Annotated in this window: 20 protein-coding genes; 11 read left to right on the forward strand and 9 right to left on the reverse strand. The window is 32.1% G+C overall.

Features of this window, described 5'->3' with window-relative positions:
- Nucleotides 1-207: 207 nt before the first annotated feature.
- Nucleotides 208-390 carry a DUF6496 domain-containing protein gene (locus tag CHRY9293_RS05680; protein WP_162032007.1) on the reverse strand — a complete coding sequence of 61 codons (183 nt, stop codon included), beginning with the start codon at nucleotides 388-390 and terminating at the stop codon, nucleotides 208-210.
- 10 nt (nucleotides 391-400) lie between these two features.
- Nucleotides 401-874: a hypothetical protein gene (locus CHRY9293_RS05685; protein ID WP_162032009.1), complete on the reverse strand. Its 474-nt coding sequence runs from the start codon at nucleotides 872-874 to the stop codon at nucleotides 401-403.
- Nucleotides 875-995: 121 nt separating this feature from the next.
- Between CHRY9293_RS05685 and CHRY9293_RS05690 the strand changes: the two genes are divergently transcribed.
- From CHRY9293_RS05690 to recG, 6 genes are all read left to right on the forward strand, one after another.
- The gene (locus CHRY9293_RS05690) at nucleotides 996-3,125 is read left to right on the forward strand and encodes a S9 family peptidase (RefSeq protein ID WP_162032011.1); all 2,130 of its coding nucleotides are present in this window, start codon (nucleotides 996-998) and stop codon (nucleotides 3,123-3,125) included.
- Nucleotides 3,126-3,280: 155 nt separating this feature from the next.
- Nucleotides 3,281-4,936, forward strand: a complete 1,656-nt coding sequence (locus tag CHRY9293_RS05695; protein WP_162032013.1) for a peptide MFS transporter — start codon at nucleotides 3,281-3,283, stop codon at nucleotides 4,934-4,936.
- A gap of 129 nt (nucleotides 4,937-5,065) precedes the next feature.
- Nucleotides 5,066-6,820, forward strand: a complete 1,755-nt coding sequence (locus CHRY9293_RS05700; RefSeq protein ID WP_162032015.1) for a peptide MFS transporter — start codon at nucleotides 5,066-5,068, stop codon at nucleotides 6,818-6,820.
- Between the two features lie 156 nt (nucleotides 6,821-6,976).
- Nucleotides 6,977-8,488, forward strand: a complete 1,512-nt coding sequence (locus CHRY9293_RS05705; protein WP_162032017.1) for a peptide MFS transporter — start codon at nucleotides 6,977-6,979, stop codon at nucleotides 8,486-8,488.
- A 41-nt stretch (nucleotides 8,489-8,529) separates the two neighbouring features.
- On the forward strand, nucleotides 8,530-9,063 hold the full coding sequence (locus CHRY9293_RS05710; protein WP_162032019.1) for a thioredoxin family protein: 534 nt from the start codon (nucleotides 8,530-8,532) through the stop codon (nucleotides 9,061-9,063).
- Between the two features lie 90 nt (nucleotides 9,064-9,153).
- The gene (gene recG / locus CHRY9293_RS05715; protein ID WP_162032021.1) at nucleotides 9,154-11,238 is read left to right on the forward strand and encodes an ATP-dependent DNA helicase RecG; all 2,085 of its coding nucleotides are present in this window, start codon (nucleotides 9,154-9,156) and stop codon (nucleotides 11,236-11,238) included.
- A 534-nt stretch (nucleotides 11,239-11,772) separates the two neighbouring features.
- On the opposite strand, the gene CHRY9293_RS05720 is transcribed toward recG, so the two are convergent.
- The 4 genes from CHRY9293_RS05720 to dapA all read right to left on the reverse strand — a co-directional run bounded on the left by CHRY9293_RS05720 (nucleotide 11,773) and on the right by dapA (nucleotide 14,557).
- Nucleotides 11,773-12,219: a response regulator gene (locus CHRY9293_RS05720; RefSeq protein ID WP_162032023.1), complete on the reverse strand. Its 447-nt coding sequence runs from the start codon at nucleotides 12,217-12,219 to the stop codon at nucleotides 11,773-11,775.
- Complete coding sequence (locus tag CHRY9293_RS05725) at nucleotides 12,212-12,793, reverse strand: helix-turn-helix domain-containing protein (protein ID WP_122548175.1); 582 nt, start codon at nucleotides 12,791-12,793, stop codon at nucleotides 12,212-12,214. Before CHRY9293_RS05725 ends, CHRY9293_RS05720 begins: the two co-directional genes overlap by 8 nt.
- A 284-nt stretch (nucleotides 12,794-13,077) precedes the next feature.
- Complete coding sequence (locus CHRY9293_RS05730; protein ID WP_162032025.1) at nucleotides 13,078-13,590, reverse strand: GNAT family N-acetyltransferase; 513 nt, start codon at nucleotides 13,588-13,590, stop codon at nucleotides 13,078-13,080.
- 94 nt (nucleotides 13,591-13,684) lie between these two features.
- Nucleotides 13,685-14,557, reverse strand: a complete 873-nt coding sequence (gene dapA, locus CHRY9293_RS05735; protein WP_162032027.1) for a 4-hydroxy-tetrahydrodipicolinate synthase — start codon at nucleotides 14,555-14,557, stop codon at nucleotides 13,685-13,687.
- Between the two features lie 107 nt (nucleotides 14,558-14,664).
- On the opposite strand from dapA, the gene CHRY9293_RS05740 reads away from it, so the two are divergent.
- Genes CHRY9293_RS05740 through recO form a run of 4 tightly spaced genes read left to right on the forward strand, consistent with a single transcriptional unit; the run spans nucleotide 14,665 to nucleotide 19,305 of the window.
- On the forward strand, nucleotides 14,665-15,423 hold the full coding sequence (locus tag CHRY9293_RS05740; protein ID WP_162032028.1) for a 5'-nucleotidase C-terminal domain-containing protein: 759 nt from the start codon (nucleotides 14,665-14,667) through the stop codon (nucleotides 15,421-15,423).
- Nucleotides 15,423-16,373: a bifunctional metallophosphatase/5'-nucleotidase gene (locus CHRY9293_RS05745; protein ID WP_162032030.1), complete on the forward strand. Its 951-nt coding sequence runs from the start codon at nucleotides 15,423-15,425 to the stop codon at nucleotides 16,371-16,373. Before CHRY9293_RS05740 ends, CHRY9293_RS05745 begins: the two co-directional genes overlap by 1 nt.
- A gap of 2 nt (nucleotides 16,374-16,375) precedes the next feature.
- Complete coding sequence (porZ, locus tag CHRY9293_RS05750) at nucleotides 16,376-18,619, forward strand: type IX secretion system anionic LPS delivery protein PorZ (RefSeq protein WP_185153195.1); 2,244 nt, start codon at nucleotides 16,376-16,378, stop codon at nucleotides 18,617-18,619.
- Nucleotides 18,619-19,305 carry a DNA repair protein RecO gene (gene recO / locus CHRY9293_RS05755; RefSeq protein ID WP_162032032.1) on the forward strand — a complete coding sequence of 229 codons (687 nt, stop codon included), beginning with the start codon at nucleotides 18,619-18,621 and terminating at the stop codon, nucleotides 19,303-19,305. Before porZ ends, recO begins: the two co-directional genes overlap by 1 nt.
- A 29-nt stretch (nucleotides 19,306-19,334) precedes the next feature.
- On the opposite strand, the gene CHRY9293_RS05760 is transcribed toward recO, so the two are convergent.
- From CHRY9293_RS05760 to CHRY9293_RS05770, 3 genes are all read right to left on the reverse strand, one after another.
- Nucleotides 19,335-19,808, reverse strand: a complete 474-nt coding sequence (locus CHRY9293_RS05760; RefSeq protein ID WP_162032033.1) for a GNAT family N-acetyltransferase — start codon at nucleotides 19,806-19,808, stop codon at nucleotides 19,335-19,337.
- Between the two features lie 46 nt (nucleotides 19,809-19,854).
- On the reverse strand, nucleotides 19,855-20,472 hold the full coding sequence (locus CHRY9293_RS05765; protein WP_162032035.1) for a DUF1684 domain-containing protein: 618 nt from the start codon (nucleotides 20,470-20,472) through the stop codon (nucleotides 19,855-19,857).
- An 88-nt stretch (nucleotides 20,473-20,560) separates the two neighbouring features.
- Nucleotides 20,561-20,959 carry a hypothetical protein gene (locus tag CHRY9293_RS05770; RefSeq protein ID WP_122548183.1) on the reverse strand — a complete coding sequence of 133 codons (399 nt, stop codon included), beginning with the start codon at nucleotides 20,957-20,959 and terminating at the stop codon, nucleotides 20,561-20,563.
- A gap of 333 nt (nucleotides 20,960-21,292) precedes the next feature.
- Here CHRY9293_RS05770 and CHRY9293_RS05775 point away from each other — a divergent pair, with 333 nt between their 5' ends.
- Nucleotides 21,293-21,895: a hypothetical protein gene (locus CHRY9293_RS05775; RefSeq protein WP_162032037.1), complete on the forward strand. Its 603-nt coding sequence runs from the start codon at nucleotides 21,293-21,295 to the stop codon at nucleotides 21,893-21,895.
- The last annotated feature ends 71 nt before the right edge of the window (nucleotides 21,896-21,966 follow it).

Raw genomic sequence — 21,966 nt, forward strand, 5'->3', positions numbered from 1 at the left:
ACAATCCGCACAGGATGATCCATAGGAATCAGGTCGTCAAAAGTATGCGGAAATAAAACCAGCTGATTTTGATTATAATGCCTAAAAGCCATATATCTAATTGATTACTAAATAAATATACAAAAAAACAAATCAAAATGTATAAAAATTATTCACTTTTTAACAAGAAAAACCGCCTCAGTTGTGAGACGGCTTCTTTATATTGAATTACTTTTTCTTCTTAGGAACTTTTAATCCTTTTTCTTTAGCTTCAGAAATACCAATAGCAATAGCTTGCTTCCTATCAGTTACTTTTTTTCCGGAAGAGGATTTTAATTTCCCTTCCTTAAATTCATGCATTACGGTTCCTATCTTGTCCTTTGCTTTTTCTGAATACTTTGTTTTACTCATACTGTAATTTTTAAGATTTTAGTACTGCAACACCTATTTCATACACTTTTGCATGTTTCAAATATTTTGAACGCTCTCTTGAAGTTACCGATTCAAAATGGTCATTTTTAATCACAATAATCGGATCTTCTACATTTTCAATCTCAAAATTGGCAAAATACCTTTCCTCTGGACTATACTGTTTTTCGTTTGATTTTATTTTTTGTAATTCATCTGCATATTTTCTAAAACCTGGATCTGATGAATGGATAAACTTATATTCTTCACCGGCATCGACATAATAATGTAGCTTTTTTTCAATCAGTCCCGCTTCTGTCGTAATTTCAGGATTATCATTTCCATCCTTAAATCCTACTTCTACTAACACACCTTCTTTTTTTTGTGCACATTCTTCAGCCTCTTTAAAGCTTGAAAACCCCGTATAAACAATTTGATTATTCAAAATATATCGGTTCAATTTCTGATTAAAAGCATTCGTTTCCATAATTATTATTTGATTTGATTATACCTAAATATATTCAATTTTTTTGCCAAAGCTCATTATTTAAAAAGCTTTTTTATGCATTTAATAAAATTATTATCTTTGAAACCTATTAAATTTGGAAATGAAAAAGTTTTTATTAGCACTTACTCTTGCTGTCTGTTTTCAAAACGGATTTGCACAGGAAATTACATTAGATAAAATATACTCAGGATACTATCGCGGAAAAGGCATTGCAGGAATATCTTCTATGAAAAACGGAGAAGATTATTTGGTTATTGAACCGAATGGGATCGCAAAATATTCCTATAAAACTTCACAAAAAGAAGGAAATATTGTTGATGGACAATTTAGCAGCTATGAATTTTCTGATGACGAATCAAAAATTCTTTTATTAAAAGAAAGCCAGCCTATATACCGTCATTCTTTTTTAGGAAAGTTCGATATAAAGGATCTGAAATCCGGTAAAATAATCAGCCTAAATGAAGGGAAACCTGTCCAAGAACCTAGATTTTCACCTGATGGTACTAAAATAGCTTTTATTGTTGATAATAATATTTTCTATCAAGATTTAGATAATGGAAAAATCGTTCAAGTAACGGAACACGGTGTTAAAAATAAGGTATTAAATGGCCTCGCTGATTGGGTGTATGAGGAGGAGTTCGGACATGCCCGACTGTATGAATGGACAAAAAACTCTAATGCGATTGTTTTCATAAAATCTGTAGAAACCGATGTTCCAGAAATTTACATTCCTATTTACGGAAAATCTCTATATCCGCAAGAAATGCGTTATAAATACCCTAAGGCGGGGGAAAAAAACTCTGTTGTTTCTGCTCATATTTATCTTTTAGAAGGAGAAAAAAAAACAAAAGTTAATTTAGACAATTTTAAAAATTATTATATTCCGAATGTCATCCAGACCGCCAAACCTGATGAAATTGTTTTAATCACTTCAGAAAGAACTCAAAATGCATCAGATATTCTAAAAGTAAATATCAAAACAGGCTCAGTCCAAAAACTTTTTACAGAAACGGATGAAAAATGGATTGATACTGATAATGTAACATTAGAGTTTTTAGAAGATAATTCATTCCTTTGGGGCTCAGAAAGAGATGGAAATCGTCATTTATATTGGTATGACCCCAATGGAAAACTGAAAAAACAAGTCACAAAAGGAAATTGGGAAGTCATTGATTACTATGGCTACGATCCAAAATCTAAAGATATTTATATTCAGACTACGGAAAAAGGAAGCATCAATAAAGTAGTTTCTAAAATTAATATAGAAAGTGGTAAGTCCCAATTAATTTCCAATACGGAAGGCAATAATTCAGCCAATTTCAGTAAAAATTATCATTATTTTATCGAAAATACTTCAACATCTGCAAAGCCTAATACGTATACTTTGAAAGATGGAAATGGTAAAATTATCAAAGAACTTCAGAATAATAATGACCAACTTCAAAAATTAAAAGCTGATAATTTTGTTGAGAAAGAGTTTATTACAATTCCTAATGAAGCCGGTGATCAAATGAATGCCTGGGTTTTAAAACCTAAAAACTTCGATCCAAATAAAAAATATCCATTATTTATGTTTCAATATTCCGGACCAGGTTCTCAACAAGTTTCAAATTCTTGGGATAATGGCAATACTTTATGGTTCAACCATTTAGTTCAGAAGGGCTATATCGTAGCCTGTGTTGATGGTCGTGGAACAGGATATAAAGGTGCTAAATTTAAAAAGGCAACTTATATGAATCTGGGAAAATACGAAATTGAAGATCAAATTTCTGCTGCCAAATGGTTTGGAAACCAACCTTATATAGATAAAACTAGAATCGGAATGTTTGGCTGGAGTTTCGGAGGATATATGACTAGTTTGGCTATGACAAAAGGAGCCGATATTTTTAAAGCAGGAATTGCAGTTGCCCCTGTTACGAACTGGAGATACTATGATTCGGTATATACGGAAAGGTTTTTGAGAACTCCTCAGGAAAACCCTGATGGTTATGATAAAAATTCGCCTACTGAGTATGCTGATTTACTAAAAGGAAAATTCTTACTCATCCATGGAACAGCTGATGATAATGTACATTTTCAAAACTCTATGGAATTTTCCGAAGCGTTAATTCAAAATAAAAAACAATTTGAATTTATGGCATATCCGGATAAAAACCATGGAATTTATGGAGGACAAACAAGACCACAGTTGTATCAAAAAATGACTGATTTCCTTCTCCAAAATCTTTAATAACTCTAATCAAATTTTGATATCAAATCCGGTTTCTCGTTGAAGCCGGATTTTCCTGTAAAATATATTAATTTAATTAATCATATTGGAAAGTATTATTTATTTTATCAATTAAAATTAAAAACTTATTTTTGGGAAATTTGAAAATTGAAACTATGAAGACTAAACATCCCAAGGGGTTACCTTTCCTCTTTTTCACAGAAATGTGGGAGCGTTTTGGATACTATTTGATTCTGGGAATCTTTGTTCTATATGTTATTGAACCGACAGGTTTAAAAGGAGGACTTGGCCTTCCTGATAAAACGGCTGATGATATTTTCGGAACTTATATTGCTTTAACATACCTTACCCCTTTCATTGGAGGTTTTCTAGCTGATCGAATTTTAGGATATATTAAATCAATTTATTTGGGAGGAATTTTAATGGCAGCTGGCTATATTGGATTGGGTATTTTTAAAGACCTTCCTTTGTTTTATGGATCTTTGGCGTTAATTATTATTGGAAATGGCTTTTTTAAACCTACTATTTCAACCTTATTAGGAAATCTTTACTCTGAAGAACCTTATAAAGCTAATAAAGATTCCGGTTATAATATTTTCTATATGGGAATTAATATTGGAGCTTTCATTTGTAATATTATTGCTGCCTTCATGCGTAATAAGTTTGGCTGGGGGGAAGCATTTATCACTGCGGGAGTCGGAATGATTATCGGTCTTATTATTTTCACTATTGGCAGAAAACACTACATCCATGCAGCTCAAATGAAGCCTGTACAGGAAGGAGACACCAAACTTTCTGAAATTTTAATTAAAGTTTTCTTACCTGCTATTATTGCAGGAGCTATTGGGTGGTTTATTCCTAATAACATTTTTGGAAGTGATAATACAGACGCTTTTATTTTTGCTTGTATTCCTGTAATTTACTTCTATGCCTCTCTTTATTTTAAAGCAAAACCCGAAGAAAAATCATCAATTGGTGCTTTGCTATCCGTTTTCTTAATCAGTATGTTTTTCTGGGCAGTATTTAAACAAAATGGCACAGCCTTAACGAGATGGGCCAATTATTATACTGATAGAAGTGTTCCTGCTTCGATGGAAAAACCTTTGGAAGGCATTTATATGGTAGATGGAAAAAGCTATGAAAATAAAGAAGTTCCGGTCTATGATGATCAATTCCAGTCTCAAAAGGATAAAGATGGCAATACGATTAAAGAACAAGGAAAAGATGTTTACTTCAAAAATATCTCTTCTGAACAACGTTCAGAGTTAGAAAATAATCCACAAAATAAAGTGTATTTATATAACACGGAATTATTCCAGTCTATTAATCCATTCTGGGTAATTGCTCTCACTCCCTTAGTCGTAGGATTTTGGGGATTATTAAGGAAAAAAGGCAAAGAACCCTTGACTCCCACAAAAATTGTTCTAGGGTTATTTATTTCAGGACTTTCTTGTTTAGTGATGGTGCTAGCCGTAATAGCCGGGGATAATGGAGCTATCAAAGTTTCACCATGGTGGCTAGTTGCAAGCTATGGAGTCATTACTGTTGGAGAATTATGTCTTTCTCCAATGGGGCTATCTTTTGTTTCAAAACTTTCTCCTGCAAGAATTACTGCATTAATGATGGGGGGATTCTTCTTAGCAAACTCAGTAGGAAATAAACTTTCAGGAATTTTGGCCAGCACGTGGTATAATTACGAGAATAAGATGAATTACTTCCTAGTCAACTTCGCATTATTAATTTTTGCGACATTATTAGGACTTTCTATGTTAAAAAGATTAAATAATATCATAAAAGAAAAAGGACATTAATTTTGATATTACGTAAACAATATTAAGCTGTAGAAGGTTTCTGCAGCTTTTTTATTTAATTATAAAATTAAAACATTGCCAAAAACTCAAAAAAAACTATATTTGTCAGTCTTAACAAAATTTAACATTATGGGTCAAACTGAAGCATTACATCCGAAACCGGATGAATTTGTAGAGAAAAGCAATTCCAGGCATCCGAAAGGTTTATGGGTTCTTTTCGGAACGGAAATGTGGGAGCGTTTCAACTTTTATGGAATGAGAGCACTTTTAACGCTCTTTATGGTAAATTCCTTATTAATAAAAGAAGCTGATGCGGCAATCATCTACGGTGGATTTTTGGCTTTATGTTATTTAACTCCTCTTTTAGGAGGGTTTATTGCAGATAAATATATTGGAAATAGAAATGCTATTTTAATTGGTGGATCATTAATGGCAATTGGTCAGTTTTTCCTTTTCATTAGTGCTTCAACTTTTTCCACAGGTTTAGAAACATCTAAACTTATTATGTGGCTGGCTTTATTCATTATTATTTTTGGTAATGGATTTTTCAAGCCTAATATTTCCTCGATGGTAGGAAGTCTTTATCCAAAACAGGAAAAATCAAAATTAGACTCGGCTTTTACCATATTCTATATGGGAATTAATATAGGTGCATTCTTAGGGCAATTCATTTGTCCATATTTAGGAGATGTTAAAGATGCCTCTACAGGTGTAAGAGATATTTTCGCTTTTAAATGGGGATTCTTAGCTGCATCAATCGCGATGATAATTGGAACTATAACCTTTTTTATCCTTAAAAACAAATATGTAGTAACTCCAGAAGGAAGACCGATTGGAGGTTTACCAAAACATAATACGAGTGAGGACTTTGAAGAAGGAGAAACTCAAACAGCAAAATTTTCAAGCCAATTTTTAGCGATTACCGGGGTTTTATTTATAGGCTTATTTTTCGCATTCAGATATTTACTCGTAGGAGAATTTGGATTTAATTCCGTAGAAATGGGCCAACTCATTAAAGGGATTATTTATCCTTTTATATATGCCGCCGGTATTTCATTAGCTTTCCTAATTATGTCTTCTGCAGAAAATAAAATTGAAAGACAAAGAATTTGGGTCATTTATATTGTATCATTTTTTATTATTTTCTTTTGGGCAGCTTTTGAACAAGCAGGTTCATCTCTCACATTTATTGCTGATAACCAAACGGATAGAAATATTTTAGGATGGAATATGCCTCCTTCTATGGTACAAATATTCAATGGAATTTTTGTAGTTGTATTAGCCGTTCCATTTAGTATTATCTGGGACAAACTAAGAGCTAAAGGAAAAGAACCTGTTTCTCCATTCAAACAAGCTATGGGATTGGCACTGATTGCTTTATCTTATTTTATTATTGCACATAATGTAAAAGATCTAGGAAATTCTGGTCTATTAGCCATAAAATGGTTAATGCTTCTCTATTTTATTCAGACTTGTGGTGAGCTTTGCTTATCTCCAATTGGTTTATCATTAGTGGGTAAATTAGCTCCTAAAAGATTTGCTTCTTTATTATATGGGGTTTTCTTTATTTCCAATGCTGCAGGTTATGCATTAGCAGGCTCATTAGGAGCCCTTATCCCTGCGACTGGTGACAAATTTAAGAAAGCAGAAGAAATAGGAGTCAACCTACAGGAAGTTTTAGATAAAAAAGTTACGTTAACAACGGATCAAGTGGCTGCTTTTGAAAAGGCTCAATTGCCTCTACAAAACCCAACATTTGCCGGATTTGAAATCCATAACTTATTCGAATTCTTTATGGTATTTGTAGTACTTTGTGGTATTGCAGCCGTGATTTTAGCTTTAATTTCCCCGATCTTAAAGAAAATGATGCATGGTGTAAACTAATTTACCTTAACAAAATATACACAAAACCTCTGCTAAGTCAGAGGTTTTTTTTATTTTCGTGTGTTCTTTTTCAAAATATTTAATTATTAATGCTATAGATTAATAGTTTTATCGGTTTTGATAGACTTACTTAATTAAACTTAATCATATACAATTATGAGCTTAACTTTAGATGAAATACAAAATTTCAAGGGAAAATATCCAAAACAAATTTGGAGCCTTTTTTTCTCTGAGATGTGGGAACGCTTTTGTTTCTATGGAATGCGTGGAATGCTAGTTTTTTTTATGATCTCTCAATTGAATTTTCATGAAAAAGAAGCTAATCTTCAATATGGAGCTACCCAAGCTTTTGTATACGCTTTTACTTTTGTCGGTGGACTTTTTGCCGATAAAATTTTAGGATTTAGAAAATCTTTATTTTGGGGCGGACTTTTAATGATCATTGGAAGTTTAATACTTGCTGCAGACCCCCACCAATTCTTTTTCTTGGGAATCGCATTTACCGTAGTAGGAACCGGATTCTTCAAACCTAATATTTCATCCATGGTAGGCCAGCTCTATAAGCCTAATGATCCACGAGCTGATGCCGGATTTTCACTTTTCTATGCAGGAATCAATCTTGGAGCTTTATTAGGTGGATATTTGTGTATTGCGATTGGAAAAGGAGAACTTTTCAGTCATATTATTTCAGAAGGAATAAGATGGAATATTGCTTTTGGATTAGCCGCTATTGTCATGGTAATTAGCTTAATTAATTTTGTTTTTACTCAAAGAAGTCTGGGAACAATTGGCCTACAACCCGGTCATCCAATGTCTGAGATAAAATCTGCTCCTATGCCTAAATGGAAAGAATACGGAGTCTATGTATTGTCTTTAATTTTTGTGCCTATTATCATGATTATGGTTGCCAAAACTGAATACACCGACTATTTCATGTGGACCATTGGCCCTTTAACATTGATTTATCTGTTCTATGAAATGACAAAAGTATCCTCTTCCGAGCGTAAAAAACTTTGGGCTGCACTCGTCTTTATTCTCTTCTCTATTCTCTTTTGGGGTATTTATGAGCAAAGTGGAGGTTCATTAAGTATTTTCGCTGCTAAAAATCTCAATAAAGATTTGCTGGGGTTAGATCCTAATGGCGTTAATAATTCCGGAGGTGCCTTTTTCATTATTTTCTTAGCTCCATTAATTGGTTTACTTTGGATTTGGCTCCATAAAAGAAAAATCGAACCTAATACCATCATTAAATTTGGGTTGGGATTCATTTTCCTTGGATTAGGGTATTATGTCCTGTTTGCCACCAAACTTTTTGTAAATAGTTTAGGAGTAACTTCATTAAATTTCTTCACCTTGGCTTTATTAATTATTACCTTGGGTGAGCTTTGCTTATCTCCTATCGGTTTATCAATCATGACAAAACTGTCCACTAAAAACCTTCAGGGAATGATGATGGGAATGTGGTTTTTAGCTTCTGCCTATGGACAATACGTTGCCGGAATTATTGGCGCGGGATTGGCTACAGCTAAAGAAGGTTCCACCAATTATGATGCTTTTATCACTTATATTAATGGATATAAACAATTAGGATTATATGCTGTAATTGCCGGAATAGTATTAATTTTGATTTCTCCGTTTGTGAAAAAATTAATGCAAGATGTAAAATAAAAATAAGAGAATAATGCTTATTTTTAAAAAAACATTAAGTTATGAAGAAAATTATAAGTGTTATTCTTTTGTTTTTTTTGAATTTTGCCTTTGCGCAAGTAAAGTGGATGACAATTGAACAGGCCCTAGAAGCTCAAAAAACTCATCCAAAAAAAATACTTATTGATTTTTATGCTGATTGGTGTAGTCCATGTAAAATAATGGATAAAAAAACGTACGGGCATCCTGTAATTGCTGATAATATTAATCAAAATTATTATCCTGTAAAATTCAATGCAGAAGAAAAAAATTCTATTGAAATATTCGGCAGAATATTTTCTAACCCTAATACAGAATCTACAAAAGGAAGAAACTCATTGCATGAATTCACCCAATATATGAATGTTGCGGCTGTTCCAAGTACCGTTTTCTTAGATGAAAAAGGAGGCCCCATTACCATTCTTCAGGGTGAGTTATCTGCAAAAGAATTAGAACCATATCTTGATCTTATTTCTAAAGATTTATATAAGAAAATACGAAGTCGGGATCAATGGGAAGATTATCAAAAGAAATTTAAATCTAAAATAAAAAATTAGAAGAATGCAGACTTTCATTTTGAGAGTCTTTTTTTGTATTAAAAATTTTATATTTATTAGTATTTTCCCGAAATTTGAGCTCATTTTTCAATGACACTAGAAACTTCCATAGAGTACATAAAAGGAATCGGTCCTGAAAAAGCCAAACTCATCAAAAGTGTGTTAGGGATACACTCTGTTGAAGATTTTTTAAATTTTTATCCTATCCGATATTTAGATAAAAATAAGGTATATAAAGTTTCAGAACTTCAGGAAAGCAATATTGATATCCAATTAAAAGGTAAAATCACCCAGATCCAGGAATTACAAACCGGGAAAATAAAAAGACTGGTTGCTAAATTTCAAGATGATACAGGAACCATGGATCTCATTTGGTTTCAATATTCAAAGTGGCTAAAAGAGCAAATTCCTATTCATCGGGAAGTGTACATTTTCGGAAAAATCAATCTTTTTAAAAGACAATTTTCTATGCCTCATCCAGAAATAGAAATTGAAGAAAAAAAAGAAAATGATCATCGATTAAAACCCATCTACCCTAGTTCTGATAAGCTGATAAAAAGAGGATTAAATCAAAGATTTTTTCAACATATCTTAAAGAATATCTGTAAAGAAATCCCTCACCTTATTGAAGAAAATTTACCAGATTACATGATCAAAGCATTCAAGTTTTTTTCTAGGCAACATACCTACCTCAATATTCATTTTCCCAATGACCTAGAACATTTTGAAAAAGCAAACAACAGGTTAAAATTTGAAGAATCTTTTTTTTTCCAACTGGGTTTTGGATTAAAAAAAATTCATCACAAAAGTCAATCAATTGGAAACCCATTTCCCATTGTGGGAGATTATTTTACCGGCTTTTATGAAAGTCACCTTCCTTTTGAACTTACGAATGCTCAAAAAAGAGTTTTAAAAGAAATTCGACAAGATATGAAAAGGCCCATTCAAATGAATAGGCTTCTACAAGGTGATGTAGGTTCCGGAAAAACAATGGTTGCTTTACTCACCATGCTTATTGCCATGGATAACGATTTTCAGAGCTGTATGATGGCTCCTACAGAAATTCTTGCGCAACAACATTATAATGGGATCAAAGATCTTCTCAAAGAGACAGGAATTAATATCCGCTTATTGACAGGATCTACTAAAGCCGCAGAAAGAAAAATTATCCATAAAGAGCTGGAAGATGGAACATTGTCTATTTTAGTTGGGACCCATGCTGTTTTAGAAGATAAGGTTAAATTCAAAAATTTAGGATTGGCAATCATTGACGAACAACATCGATTTGGGGTCGCTCAAAGAGCAAAGCTATGGTCAAAAAGTAGACTTCCACCTCATATCTTAGTGATGACAGCTACTCCAATTCCGAGAACACTAGCCATGAGCTTTTATTCTGATCTGGATGTCTCTGTAATTGATGAGATGCCAGTGGGAAGGAAACCCATTATTACTGCACATAGACGGGAAAAAGATCGAGCCTATGTATATCACTTCTGCCATGACGAAATTCGAAAAGGGAGACAGATCTATTTTGTGTATCCACTTATTGAAGAGTCCGAAAGTTTAGATTATAAAAATTTAATGGAAGGATTAGAGCATATTATGAGCTCTTTTTCGAATTATAATGTAACTATGTTACATGGTAAAATGAAACCCGATGAAAAAGATGCTGCAATGACTCATTTTGCATCGGGAAAATCCGAAATTATGGTTGCTACCACTGTAATTGAGGTAGGGGTAAATGTGCCTAATGCTTCTGTAATGGTTATTGAAAGCTCTGAAAGATTTGGTTTATCACAACTCCATCAACTGCGTGGACGCGTGGGGCGAGGAGCAGAACAAAGCTATTGTATTTTAATGACATCGGATAAACTTTCTAAAGAAAGCAGAACACGCATTAAAACAATGACTGAAACCAATGATGGTTTTAAAATTTCAGAAGTTGATATGCAGCTACGAGGTCCGGGAGATATTTTAGGAACACAGCAAAGTGGCGTTGTAGATTTTAAAAGACTGGATCTTGTCCATGATTCAGCAATCATAAAGGCCTCAAAGAATAGTGTGGAAAAAATTCTTGAAGTAGATCCATTACTTTCCAGAACGGAAAATCAAATCATTAAAAATTATTATTTAAGACACTATAAAGGTAAAAACAAATGGAGTAAGATATCATAAAAAAACCGCGAAAAGAATTATCTTTTGCGCGGCTCCCTTATAAAACTGTTATTTAGAAGAAATTACTTTAATATTGTTGTTTTATGTTAATATGTTTTGGTCTCTATATATTATTATTCTTTTTAGAATAAAAACAAAATGAATTATTTTTCCAACTTGCTTATTATAAAAACTAACCGTGATTCGTTAAAGGATTTGAAATGAAACGAATATAATACCTTTAACTTTTCAAGTTTTCATGACTGTACCGTTTGCTTAAAGATCTTCTGCGCTTTCTAAATTGGAAATTGACATAATTCATTTTGTTTAGCTAACATTTGCTTTATATAATTTAGTTTCAAGATTTGACGAACTCTTTTATTTTTTTACTTTATAAAAATTCGTGTTTGTGATTACGGTTGCAAATTTCGCGATCTCGGTCTTATTTTATCTTATATTATTTCACGTATTCATTATAAAATTTTCACATAACGGTGAATTTTTAAGTAAAAAACTAACATATGTAACTCATGATAAATGAATTATACTAATAATTTAGATTCTCGCAATAAAATTATCTTTATTTAAACCCGAGGTATGGTATTGCCAATTCATGATGACTGCATCTGAAATACGCTTTTTTATATCATCGTAATTGTCTGTTTTTAGCATAAAAATATTGGCCCCTTTTACGAAAACATCTTCAATACCATGTTCGCTAAGCTTTTCAGCATATATTACAGTTATTAGATTATTTAGTCTGTCATCTAATTTAATTTCCTCTAGACATTTGGGTTTGTTCTGTACAGCAATATCATAATCCATAAAAAGCACCTCAGGGATTATATGGCTAGGATCGTTAAGATATTCCATCAGAATATCACCATTATTAAAAGTCTGAAGCTTAATTCCTATCTTTAAATCTTTACATATATTTTTGAAAAGTAATACATTTTCTTCATCCGAATCAGCAACGATTATGTTAAGATATTCTTTATTCATAAAATGTCTCGGAATTAATTATCAGGCTTCTTTCTTTTCTTCTTTTAGTTATTATTCTCTGAAACTGAGACGGAGTAATGCCTGTGGTATTTTTAAACTGTGTACTTAAATGGGCCACACTAGAATAATTAAGTTTATCCGCTATTTCAGTTAAGCTTAATTTATTATTGACTAATAATTGTTTGGCACGTTCTATTTTTTGTAAAATAATAAAGTTTTCTATCGAACAATAGGCAATTTCTGAGAATAAATTCGATAGATATCCATAACTATGCTTCAATTTTTCAGCGATATATATAGAAGCTTTAACAGGAATCAACTCATCTGAAAACACAAATTCTACGATAGCATCTTTTATTTTTTGTACTAAAACTATTTTCTGGCTTTCAATAATCTCAATTCCGTAATCTTCAAGGTTTTTCTTAAAAATATCATGTTGTTCTTGAGTAAGAGGTTCATAAAATTCTACTTCTCCAAAATTGAGAAGTTGATATTTTAGACCATATTCTTTAAGTTTCTCATCCAGCACTTTTTTACAAAGAGTGTTGAAATCAAATTTCATATACATTTTCATCCTGATTGTAGTGTTCAATTATCACGTAAATATAGTAATTTATTTCAATTAAAAGTGAATAATGTTTATTATTACAGCCTTTTTAAGCAAAAAAAATTCTCGCATCTTTTGGATGCGAGAATTTAAACACTAAGGATGAAAAAAAAATATACTGATAAAAAGCTTATAAAAAGCTCAAACCAAGCATACGAATGTATTATTATTAAGTGATTTGGTTCTGGTACAAAATTGGACTAAAAAAAAATATCACGCGTTATAGAATTATATAAAAATGTTATAGAATTTCAATCCATTTTATCATGGATTAATAGCTCCATAAGATAATCATCCATAAAAAAATTATTTCCTATATCAAAAATACCTTCTCCATATACAGAAAACCCTAATGATTTATAGAAATTTATTGCAGAATTATATTTATTTACATTTAAAATAATCCTTTTATCTCCCGTTTCTAAAGCTTGACGAGCTAAAAATAAAATCGCCTCTTTTCCCAATCCTTTTCCTTTACTTTCAGGAATGAGATAAATTCTATGAAGCTTTGTTGTTCCTATATCATAATTATGTTCATAGCCCATAAACCCATCAAAGGAATTTTTATTTTCATCCCAAATCAGATCATAGTGATAATTGGGGTTTTTCAAATGTTCTATAATTTCCTCTTTGGAATACATTGTTTCCAACATATACTTCACTTGTTGGTCGGAAAGAATCTCAGCATATGCATTTTCCCATGATTTCTTTGCCAAATCCTGAATTAAAGTGATATCTTTTTCTGTAGCTTTTACTAGTTTCATAATTTTTTACAATCAAAAAAAATGAAAAGACAAGCGTCTTTTCATCTATTTATTAGGTATTTATTTGTATTATTAATTGCAAATTACCTATTTATTATATTTTTTTCATTTCAGCTTTAATTTTTTCATAAAGCCCTTCCGAAGCAGGAACCAATGGTAATCTCAAATGGTTTTTTATAATTCCTTTTTCTGCAAGAATTACCTTAATTCCACAAGGATTTCCTTCAGCAAAAATTAATCGTGTAATTTCTACCAATTTATTGTGAATGGCATACGCTTCATTTACTTTACCCTCAAAAGCCAATTGTACCATCGTAGAATATTCTTTGGGATAAGCCTGCCCTATTACAGAAATAACACCATCTCCTCCAGCTAAAGTCACAGGAAGTGTATATTCATCATCTCCAGACACCAAAGAAAATCCTTCAGGCTTCGTTCTCAAAATATCAAAATATTGTAAAATATTTGGAGAAGCTTCTTTAATTAAGAATAAATTGGGGAATTCTTTGGCTAAACGTAACGTGGTAGCCGCTTCAATATTCTGCCCCGTTCTTGAAGGTACATTATAGATAATAATATTTTGACCGGTTGAAGCTAATACTTTATAATGCTGATAAAGTCCTTCTTGATTAGGTTTGTTATAATATGGAGATACAGAAAGTACGGCAACAAATTCAGATAAGTCAGTTTCTTCAATTTGCTTTTTTACCTCAAGAGTATTGTTACCACCAATTCCTAGAACCAAAGGAAGATGTTTATTATTTACCTTAATGATGTGATCTACCACTTTTTTCTTTTCTTCAGCAGAAAGTGTTGCAGCCTCAGCTGTAGTTCCTAATACCACTAAATAGTCGGTGCCGTTATCAATATTGTATTTCACAAGTTTTGTTAAACTTTCGAAATCTACGGACAAATCCTCATTAAAGGGCGTAACCAATGCCACACCTACTCCTTTTAAAATGCTCATCTAATTAGAATTATTTTTTTCAAATTTAACAATTTACAATAAGAATTTGTAATAAATACAAATGTTTTATTATACTATATTTATATTTGCATATACTAATAGATATTATGAAAAATAAATTCTTGTTATTAGGAATTGCTATACTCTCACTCACGTCATGTAAAATAAAAGCCCCTTTACAAGTCGCTAATGTACAGATACAGAAAAATATTTCAATTAATAACGAGCTAAAAAATGATGATACATTCGTCACTATTATTGAGCCTTATAAGCAAAAACTGGACAAAGAGATGAATCAAAAAATATCTCACACCAATATAGATCTTACAAAGCAAGGCAATAATAGTAATTTGGGGAATCTTTTAGCTGACTATACCTTTGAAGGAGCTAATGCATGGGCTCAGACACATTTGAAAAAAAATATTGACGCAGCCCTCATCAACATCGGAGGAATACGTACTTCTATTGGAAAAGGTGATATTCTTCTAAAGAGTGTTTTTGAAGTAATGCCATTTGAAAATGAGCTTGTTATAGTTAAAATGCGAGGGAAAGATATACAAGAATTATTTAGTTACTATGCTAAAACTCAAGTTAACAACCCCGTTTCTCATTTATATATTGAAACTAATAATGGCCAAATAACCAAAACCTTGATCAATAATACCATCGTAAATCAGGATCAAGAATATTATATTGCAACTTCGGACTATTTAGCCCTTGGAGGTGATAATATGAAGTTCTTTTCAAAAGGAGAATCAATTTCAACAGGCATTAAACTTAGAGATTTATTTATTGAATATTTTAAGAAAAATCCTGAAGTAGTTACTACAACAGACATTCGTTTAAATTTTATTGGTAAAGAGTAATGGATAGAAAAAGTTTTTTAAAAGTATTAGGTGGAGGAACTATAGCAATGACTTTAGCTCCGAATATAATGATGGCAGAAGATTTGAAAATTATTGATGTACAATCGGCAACAAAGCTTACTATCCTACACACCAATGATCAACATAGCAGAATAGAACCTTTTGATGAAAATTATACAAAAAATCCCAATCAAGGAGGCTTTGCCAGAAGGGCAAGTTTAATTCAGCAAATAAGAAATCAAGAAAGTAATGTTTTACTGTTGGACTCCGGAGATATTTTCCAGGGAACTCCCTATTTTAATTTTTTTGGAGGAGAACTTGAATTTAAGTTGATGTCTATGATGAAATATGATGCTTCTACAATGGGAAATCACGATTTTGATAATGGACTAGATGGATTTCTAAAGGTTTTACCTCACGCAAAATTTCCTTTTCTTTGCTCAAACTATGATTTCAAAAATACCATCTTAGACGGAAAAACCTCTCCTTATAAGATCTTTAATAAAAATGGAATCAAAGTAGGAATTTTTGGAGTAGGCATTCAATTGGATGGCCTCGTAGGTAAAAAGCAATATGGAGAAACCATATATTCCAATCCTATTGAGACGGCTCAACATTATTCTCATTTTTTAAAGAATGACCAGAAATGTGATTTGGTTATTTGCCTTTCACATATTGGTTACGATTACAAAGATGAACCAGAAAAGATCAGTGATAAAATTCTAGCTGCCAACACAGAAAATATAGATCTTATTCTAGGAGGACATACTCATACTTTTCTACCAGAGCCCCAAACCTTTAAAAACAGACAAGGAAAAAATGTACTCGTGAATCAAGTAGGATGGGCAGGGCTCCTTCTAGGAAGAATAGACTTCTTTTTTGATATCCATAAAAATATTCAACATATTGCCTGGAATAATCAGGCAATAGATAGCAGTATAATCGCATAATTATGAAAAAATTCTCTATAATTTCCCTCGGTATATTAGCCTCTTTTCAATATGTAAATGCTCAAAATATTTCTTCAAAAAAATGGACGGATCAATTTTCCTACAACAATATTTTAGCCATAAAAGAAGACCATGGTAAAATCGTAGCGGCTACAGAAAATGGAATTTTTTATTATACCATTTCTACCGGAGAGATCAGTAAATTATCCAAAGCCAATGGATTACACGAAGTGAAAATTTCGGCTTTTGATTACAATCCACAAACTAAAATAGGTGTTGTTGGATATCAAAATGGATCTTTAGATATTATTACTTCGGGAGGTATTACGTATGTAGTTGATATTCCTATTGCCACAGGGTATAATGGAAGTAAGAAAATAAACCACATTTCTATAACAGGAGATAAAGCCATTATCTCTGTAGGATATGGGGTTTCTATATTTGATTTAAAAAAGAAAGAATTCGGAGATTCTGCTTTCTTTCTGAATGGAGGTACTTATGAAGCAAGTAATGAAGCAACAATTCTGGGAAACAAAGTTTTATCTGTAACCAATACAGGACTCAAAACCCATGATCTTAATACCACTTTTCCGGTATTTGCCACATGGACAACTGAGATGCCCGGAGCATTTAAACATATCGATTCAGAATCTGGTTTGGTTTTTTCTTCAGCTACGACTTCCTATCTTTATAATAACGGAGTATCTACACCATTCCCCCAGACATTCACAGATATCCAAGATATTGCGGTTAATACCAATAATATCATCATCACAGATAACGCAAGAGTATATACCTATAATCTAAACGGAACTTCTACCGGCATTGTTGACTTTGGTGAAGAATGCAATACTGCAAATACTATTAATGGTAAATTATACGGAGGAACCAAACTTTCCGGTATAAAAGATGAATCAAAAACAACTTATAGACCTGATGGCCCATACAAAAATACCTCTTATAAAATTTCATTACTCAATGATCAAATATGGGTATCTACAGGAGCACTAGAGGCTTATAACAATCCTGTTATACAAAATATTGGATATTATCACTTCGATGGATCCAAATGGGTATATCCTGAGTATTTCCTGAATAATCCAATCCAGTTTAATGTAAGAGATGTTGTTCCTAATCCTTCTAATCCCAGTGAAGTATTTTTTGTAAATTATTCTTTCGCGCCTAATGAAAAGGGAATTTACAAGATGGAAAATGATGTTTTTAAAAAGGTATATAAAAATAATGATGCCGCCAGTTTTCTCAATCGACCTTCAGGAATAACGTTTGACGAAAATAATCAATTATTTGTTTCTGCATCTCTATTAGCAGATGTTCCTGCTAATACCGGCTATTATCTCTATAGCAGCTCCGCTGATGATTTCACCCTTATCCCTATAATCAACGCGGGAGGAGCTCTGAAACCCTTTACAAAAGATGGGATATTATATATTCCAAGTCCATTTTTTGAGCCGGGAGGATTGATTATGAAAGCCTATGGAGATAACCCAGCTTCAACATCTGTTCCTGTAAAGCTTATTCGTAAAGAAAACAACTTACCCATTGGAGGAACTGTTTCAGCAGCAATAGACAAAGACGATAATGTGTGGATAGGAACTAGATCCGGATTAAGAATTCTTTCTAATCCAAAATCTGCCATTACTGAAACTTCTCCACAAACGGAAGCTATTATTATTGATGAAAAAGGTATTGCCGAAGAGCTTTTCAGAGATAATGTTATTTTACAAATAGAACCAGATACAGGAAACCAAAAATGGGTTTCTGTAGATGGCGGAGGTGTATACTACTTGTCTCCTGACGGAGAAAGAACCATACAACATTTCACTAAAGAAAATTCTCCCTTACCTACGAATAGTGTTACTGATATAAAAGTCGATAAAAGAAATGGGAAGGTATATTTTGTGACCCTTGACGGAATTGTTACCTATCAAGGAGATGTAGGAGATGTTACTTCCAATTTTGGAAATGTTCTCGTCTATCCTAATCCTGTTGTATACTCCAACTTTAAAGGTAAGGTCACCATTAAAGGGCTAGCCGAAAAAACAAACATTCGAATTACAGATGCTGCCGGCAATGTTATCCATTCCGCAGTGGCAAGAGGAGGTTATTATGAATGGGATTTAAATAACCAGAAAGGAGTAAGAGTAGCCTCAGGGATCTATTTTGTTTTAATGACAAATGAAGATGGTTCTGATAAAGCTACTGCAAAAATAGCAGTGGTTAATTGATGAACTCACAAACGGGATTTTTACTTTCCTCTATAAAATATGGTGAAAATGATGCCATTTTGCATTGTTTTACAGAAGAAGAGGGCTTTCAATCTTATTTTTTAAAGGGAATCTATTCTAAACGAAATAAGAAAAAAGCCTTACTTCTACCATTAAACCAATTAAATTTTTCCCTAAATCCTGGTAAAGGTAATGGTATATCCTCTATATTAACATTTGAGTTGGTAAAAAGTAATGATCTTTATAGCGATATAAGGACAAATACTGTGGTTTTTTTTATTTCAGATTTTTTAAATCAAAATCTAAAACACGAAAATAAAAATCCTAATATCTTTTTTTGCCTGAATGAATTTATTGATGAATTGGCATTGAAAAATTATCAATCTCATTTAATTTTCTTAATAAAAATTCTTACCATACAAGGAGTATCCCCTTTATTGAATAATGGAGAATATTTAGATCCTGAAACTGGCACTTTCTCATTAAACCTATCACACCAGCTATTTAATAGAGAGATTTCCAGTATATGGAAAGATATTATTGCTTCACATACACCCTATGAAATCAAGATTCCTCAGTCTTTAAGAAAAGATTTCCTAGATAGCATATTAGTATATTGCCATTATCATATGACCGACTTTAGGATACCCATTTCATTGGAGGTCATTCAGCAAATATTCGAATGAACAGATAGTTTTTTACCTCTTTGAGAAGATTAGATTCTTTTGTACATTAAGTATTGTAATCCACTTCTTCCCATTCTACTTTTTCCATCGTATATATATCCCACGGCTGTATATAACTTGTAAGCAATATGATTTTGTTGATTAACTGCCAAAACGATTTCATCACAATCTTTAAAATGTTCTTTCATAAAATTATCGATAGCAGCCATAGCCACTTTACCAATTCCTTTACCTTGCTCTAAAGGATTTATCGACAATGATCTTAATAAAACAGCATTTTTATTTTCGGTGAGATCAAATTTATCTTCACCAAAATCCAATACAAAAAATCCTACTTGATTTTCATATTTAAAAACTGTTACTGGAAATAATTGAGAATCATTCCTTTCATTAACTCTAATAAGTGCCTCTTCTACCGTAGAAGTGTATTTCAGCTGGGTTTCATCTAAAGCATAATTTAGCTTAGGGAAATCTTTGGGTGTAAAAAAACGTAAAGTAATCATAGAAAGAAAACAATGAATTTAGGATCGACCCTCTTTTATACAAATCTTAATGATGATATACATCTTGATACATTACTCCAGCAAGGATCTCTATAGGTAATCTATTTTCTTCAGGAACAATAGGGCAATTATAATCATAGGCATTATAAGCACAAAACGGTTGATATGACTTGTTAAAATCTAATACAATCATATTATCCTGAGGAACGACTAAATCCATATACTTTCCTCCTCCATACGTTTCTTTTCCATTGGTAGCATCACGAAAAGGTAAAAATAAATAATTTTTATATTTTTCTAATTTCATCAAGTCCAGGCTTTGGTATAATGAGAGTGTATAGAATTTTCCATCCAATTCAAACGTAGCTTTTCCATATTCCTGATAAGATTTTGTTTTTCCTGAAGAGGTGGGGATTTCAAAAGGCTGTGTATTTTCCGATTTTATAAATTTTGCATTTATCCGATATTTAGGATTAAAAGGAAAAAATGGATGTCCTTTAAAATTAGCAAAATTATCCCCTCGTAAAGGAGTTTCTTTTGAATTTAAATATTCTTTATTAAGCTCTTTTTGAAATTTTTCCACTTCTTTACGCTCTTTTGAAATCCTACTCTGAGACAAAGATAATAAAGGGAAAAAGCAAAGAATAAATATCCATTTTTTCATACTCTAGTAAATTTAAAGTTTAAAACTAACCATTTTTATTCAGCGCCTGAACTTTCTATTGATGAGAAAAATTATATTTATTATAAGATCACGATATTTTTACTCTATATACATCTAGAGAATTCCTTACAATAGACTCAACAAAAAAACCACCTTCTTCGGGTATGACTTCTTTCAAATCAAAACTCTTGCATTCCTTTGGCAACCCAGAAAAGACCAATGTAAACCAAAAGTCCTGCATAAAGGGTACATGTGTCCAATGAGGAAAGATCGTAATATTATCTGCGTAGATCAATTTACTTTGGTGCTCAGAATGATTATCAAACAGATAGGTGGTATGCCAAATTCTGATAAGATTTCCCAAAAATGGTGATGCCGGAAAACAACAATGTACAATAACTTGTTTTTCTTCATCTATTTTTGGTTGAAGAGATTCTAAAAGTTCTTTAGCAATGAATGGCTTTACAATAGTATCTGTTTCTGTCACTATCTGATTTGATTAATAGTTAATTTAACAACGTTGATTTTACAAATTTATTCATTTTAAATAGATAAAAAAAACAGTCTCCATTATGTGAATTATTAGTTTTTAAAAACAACTTACTAATTTATAAAACCATACAACTTAAAATACTCTCTATTAAGTGAATAAGATCCATTTTCTCTATACAAAAACATTTATCTGTGTCTGTTTAAATTTCCAAAACTGATACCATTTTCTTTTTTAGAGCCTGCTTACTTTTGCAACACTAAAAATTCATTTATGAAAAAACTAAAAAAAACCGCGGTAGTATTTCTTGGAATATTAATTTTCGAATCATTGACCTCTTGTAATGCAGATAGAGCAGATGAAATCTCTTCACCCGAAATAAGTACACCAAACTCCACTACTTTGGCAGCTAAAAATGACAAATTACCTAATTTCTTAAACGATAAAGGACGTGCAGCCATGCAGCTAAGTAAATCCAAGAAGAAAAAATTGGCATTTGATTTACTAAGTGGTAGAGAATCAGTACAAAATTATACTTCTGGTGTTTGTTATGAAGCCGTAGCATTTGTAAGATTTTTACTTGGTGATTCTGTTCCTAATAGTAATCAAGAAATTAGAAATCAGTATTTATATGACATCTCTCATAGTAGAGCTTGGAATGGCACAAGTGACTTTAACACTGGAGATGTAATTATTTTTAGTGAAAGAAGAAGAGAAGGAATGGAGCCTGTTCATACTGCCATAGCAACTGGACAAGGTTGCGAAGTAAGATCGGTAAATGGAGGCTTACTAGGTTCTGGATGGCGTCCAACTAATATTCGTACTGTTTTGGCAGGAACCAACTCTAGCGGTGAAGTAAGACACGATGGGACAACCATCACTGTCAGAATTCTAAATCTAAGAAGGCCTACTATACATGATGAATTATTATAATATATAGTTAGTTTCAAATTACAATTTGTAAGCATTTATTTTTAAATATTCCTTTGCATTTAATTTATGCA

The organism is Chryseobacterium potabilaquae (assembly GCF_902728265.1).
Classification (GTDB): Bacteria; Bacteroidota; Bacteroidia; order Flavobacteriales; family Weeksellaceae; genus Chryseobacterium; species Chryseobacterium potabilaquae.

Coding starts and splice junctions, on each gene's coding strand:
- CHRY9293_RS05725 (WP_122548175.1), bottom strand. CDS start 12,793: ATGAAAATGTATATGAAATTTGATTTCAACACTCTTTGTAAAAAAGTG.
- CHRY9293_RS05695 (WP_162032013.1), top strand. CDS start 3,281: ATGAAGACTAAACATCCCAAGGGGTTACCTTTCCTCTTTTTCACAGAA.
- CHRY9293_RS05700 (WP_162032015.1), top strand. CDS start 5,066: ATGGGTCAAACTGAAGCATTACATCCGAAACCGGATGAATTTGTAGAG.
- porZ (WP_185153195.1), top strand. CDS start 16,376: ATGAAAAAATTCTCTATAATTTCCCTCGGTATATTAGCCTCTTTTCAA.
- CHRY9293_RS05745 (WP_162032030.1), top strand. CDS start 15,423: ATGGATAGAAAAAGTTTTTTAAAAGTATTAGGTGGAGGAACTATAGCA.
- CHRY9293_RS05710 (WP_162032019.1), top strand. CDS start 8,530: ATGAAGAAAATTATAAGTGTTATTCTTTTGTTTTTTTTGAATTTTGCC.
- recG (WP_162032021.1), top strand. CDS start 9,154: ATGACACTAGAAACTTCCATAGAGTACATAAAAGGAATCGGTCCTGAA.
- CHRY9293_RS05680 (WP_162032007.1), bottom strand. CDS start 390: ATGAGTAAAACAAAGTATTCAGAAAAAGCAAAGGACAAGATAGGAACC.
- CHRY9293_RS05760 (WP_162032033.1), bottom strand. CDS start 19,808: ATGATTACTTTACGTTTTTTTACACCCAAAGATTTCCCTAAGCTAAAT.
- dapA (WP_162032027.1), bottom strand. CDS start 14,557: ATGAGCATTTTAAAAGGAGTAGGTGTGGCATTGGTTACGCCCTTTAAT.
- CHRY9293_RS05685 (WP_162032009.1), bottom strand. CDS start 874: ATGGAAACGAATGCTTTTAATCAGAAATTGAACCGATATATTTTGAAT.
- CHRY9293_RS05740 (WP_162032028.1), top strand. CDS start 14,665: ATGAAAAATAAATTCTTGTTATTAGGAATTGCTATACTCTCACTCACG.
- CHRY9293_RS05765 (WP_162032035.1), bottom strand. CDS start 20,472: ATGAAAAAATGGATATTTATTCTTTGCTTTTTCCCTTTATTATCTTTG.
- CHRY9293_RS05690 (WP_162032011.1), top strand. CDS start 996: ATGAAAAAGTTTTTATTAGCACTTACTCTTGCTGTCTGTTTTCAAAAC.
- recO (WP_162032032.1), top strand. CDS start 18,619: ATGAACTCACAAACGGGATTTTTACTTTCCTCTATAAAATATGGTGAA.
- CHRY9293_RS05730 (WP_162032025.1), bottom strand. CDS start 13,590: ATGAAACTAGTAAAAGCTACAGAAAAAGATATCACTTTAATTCAGGAT.
- CHRY9293_RS05720 (WP_162032023.1), bottom strand. CDS start 12,219: ATGAATAAAGAATATCTTAACATAATCGTTGCTGATTCGGATGAAGAA.
- CHRY9293_RS05705 (WP_162032017.1), top strand. CDS start 6,977: ATGAGCTTAACTTTAGATGAAATACAAAATTTCAAGGGAAAATATCCA.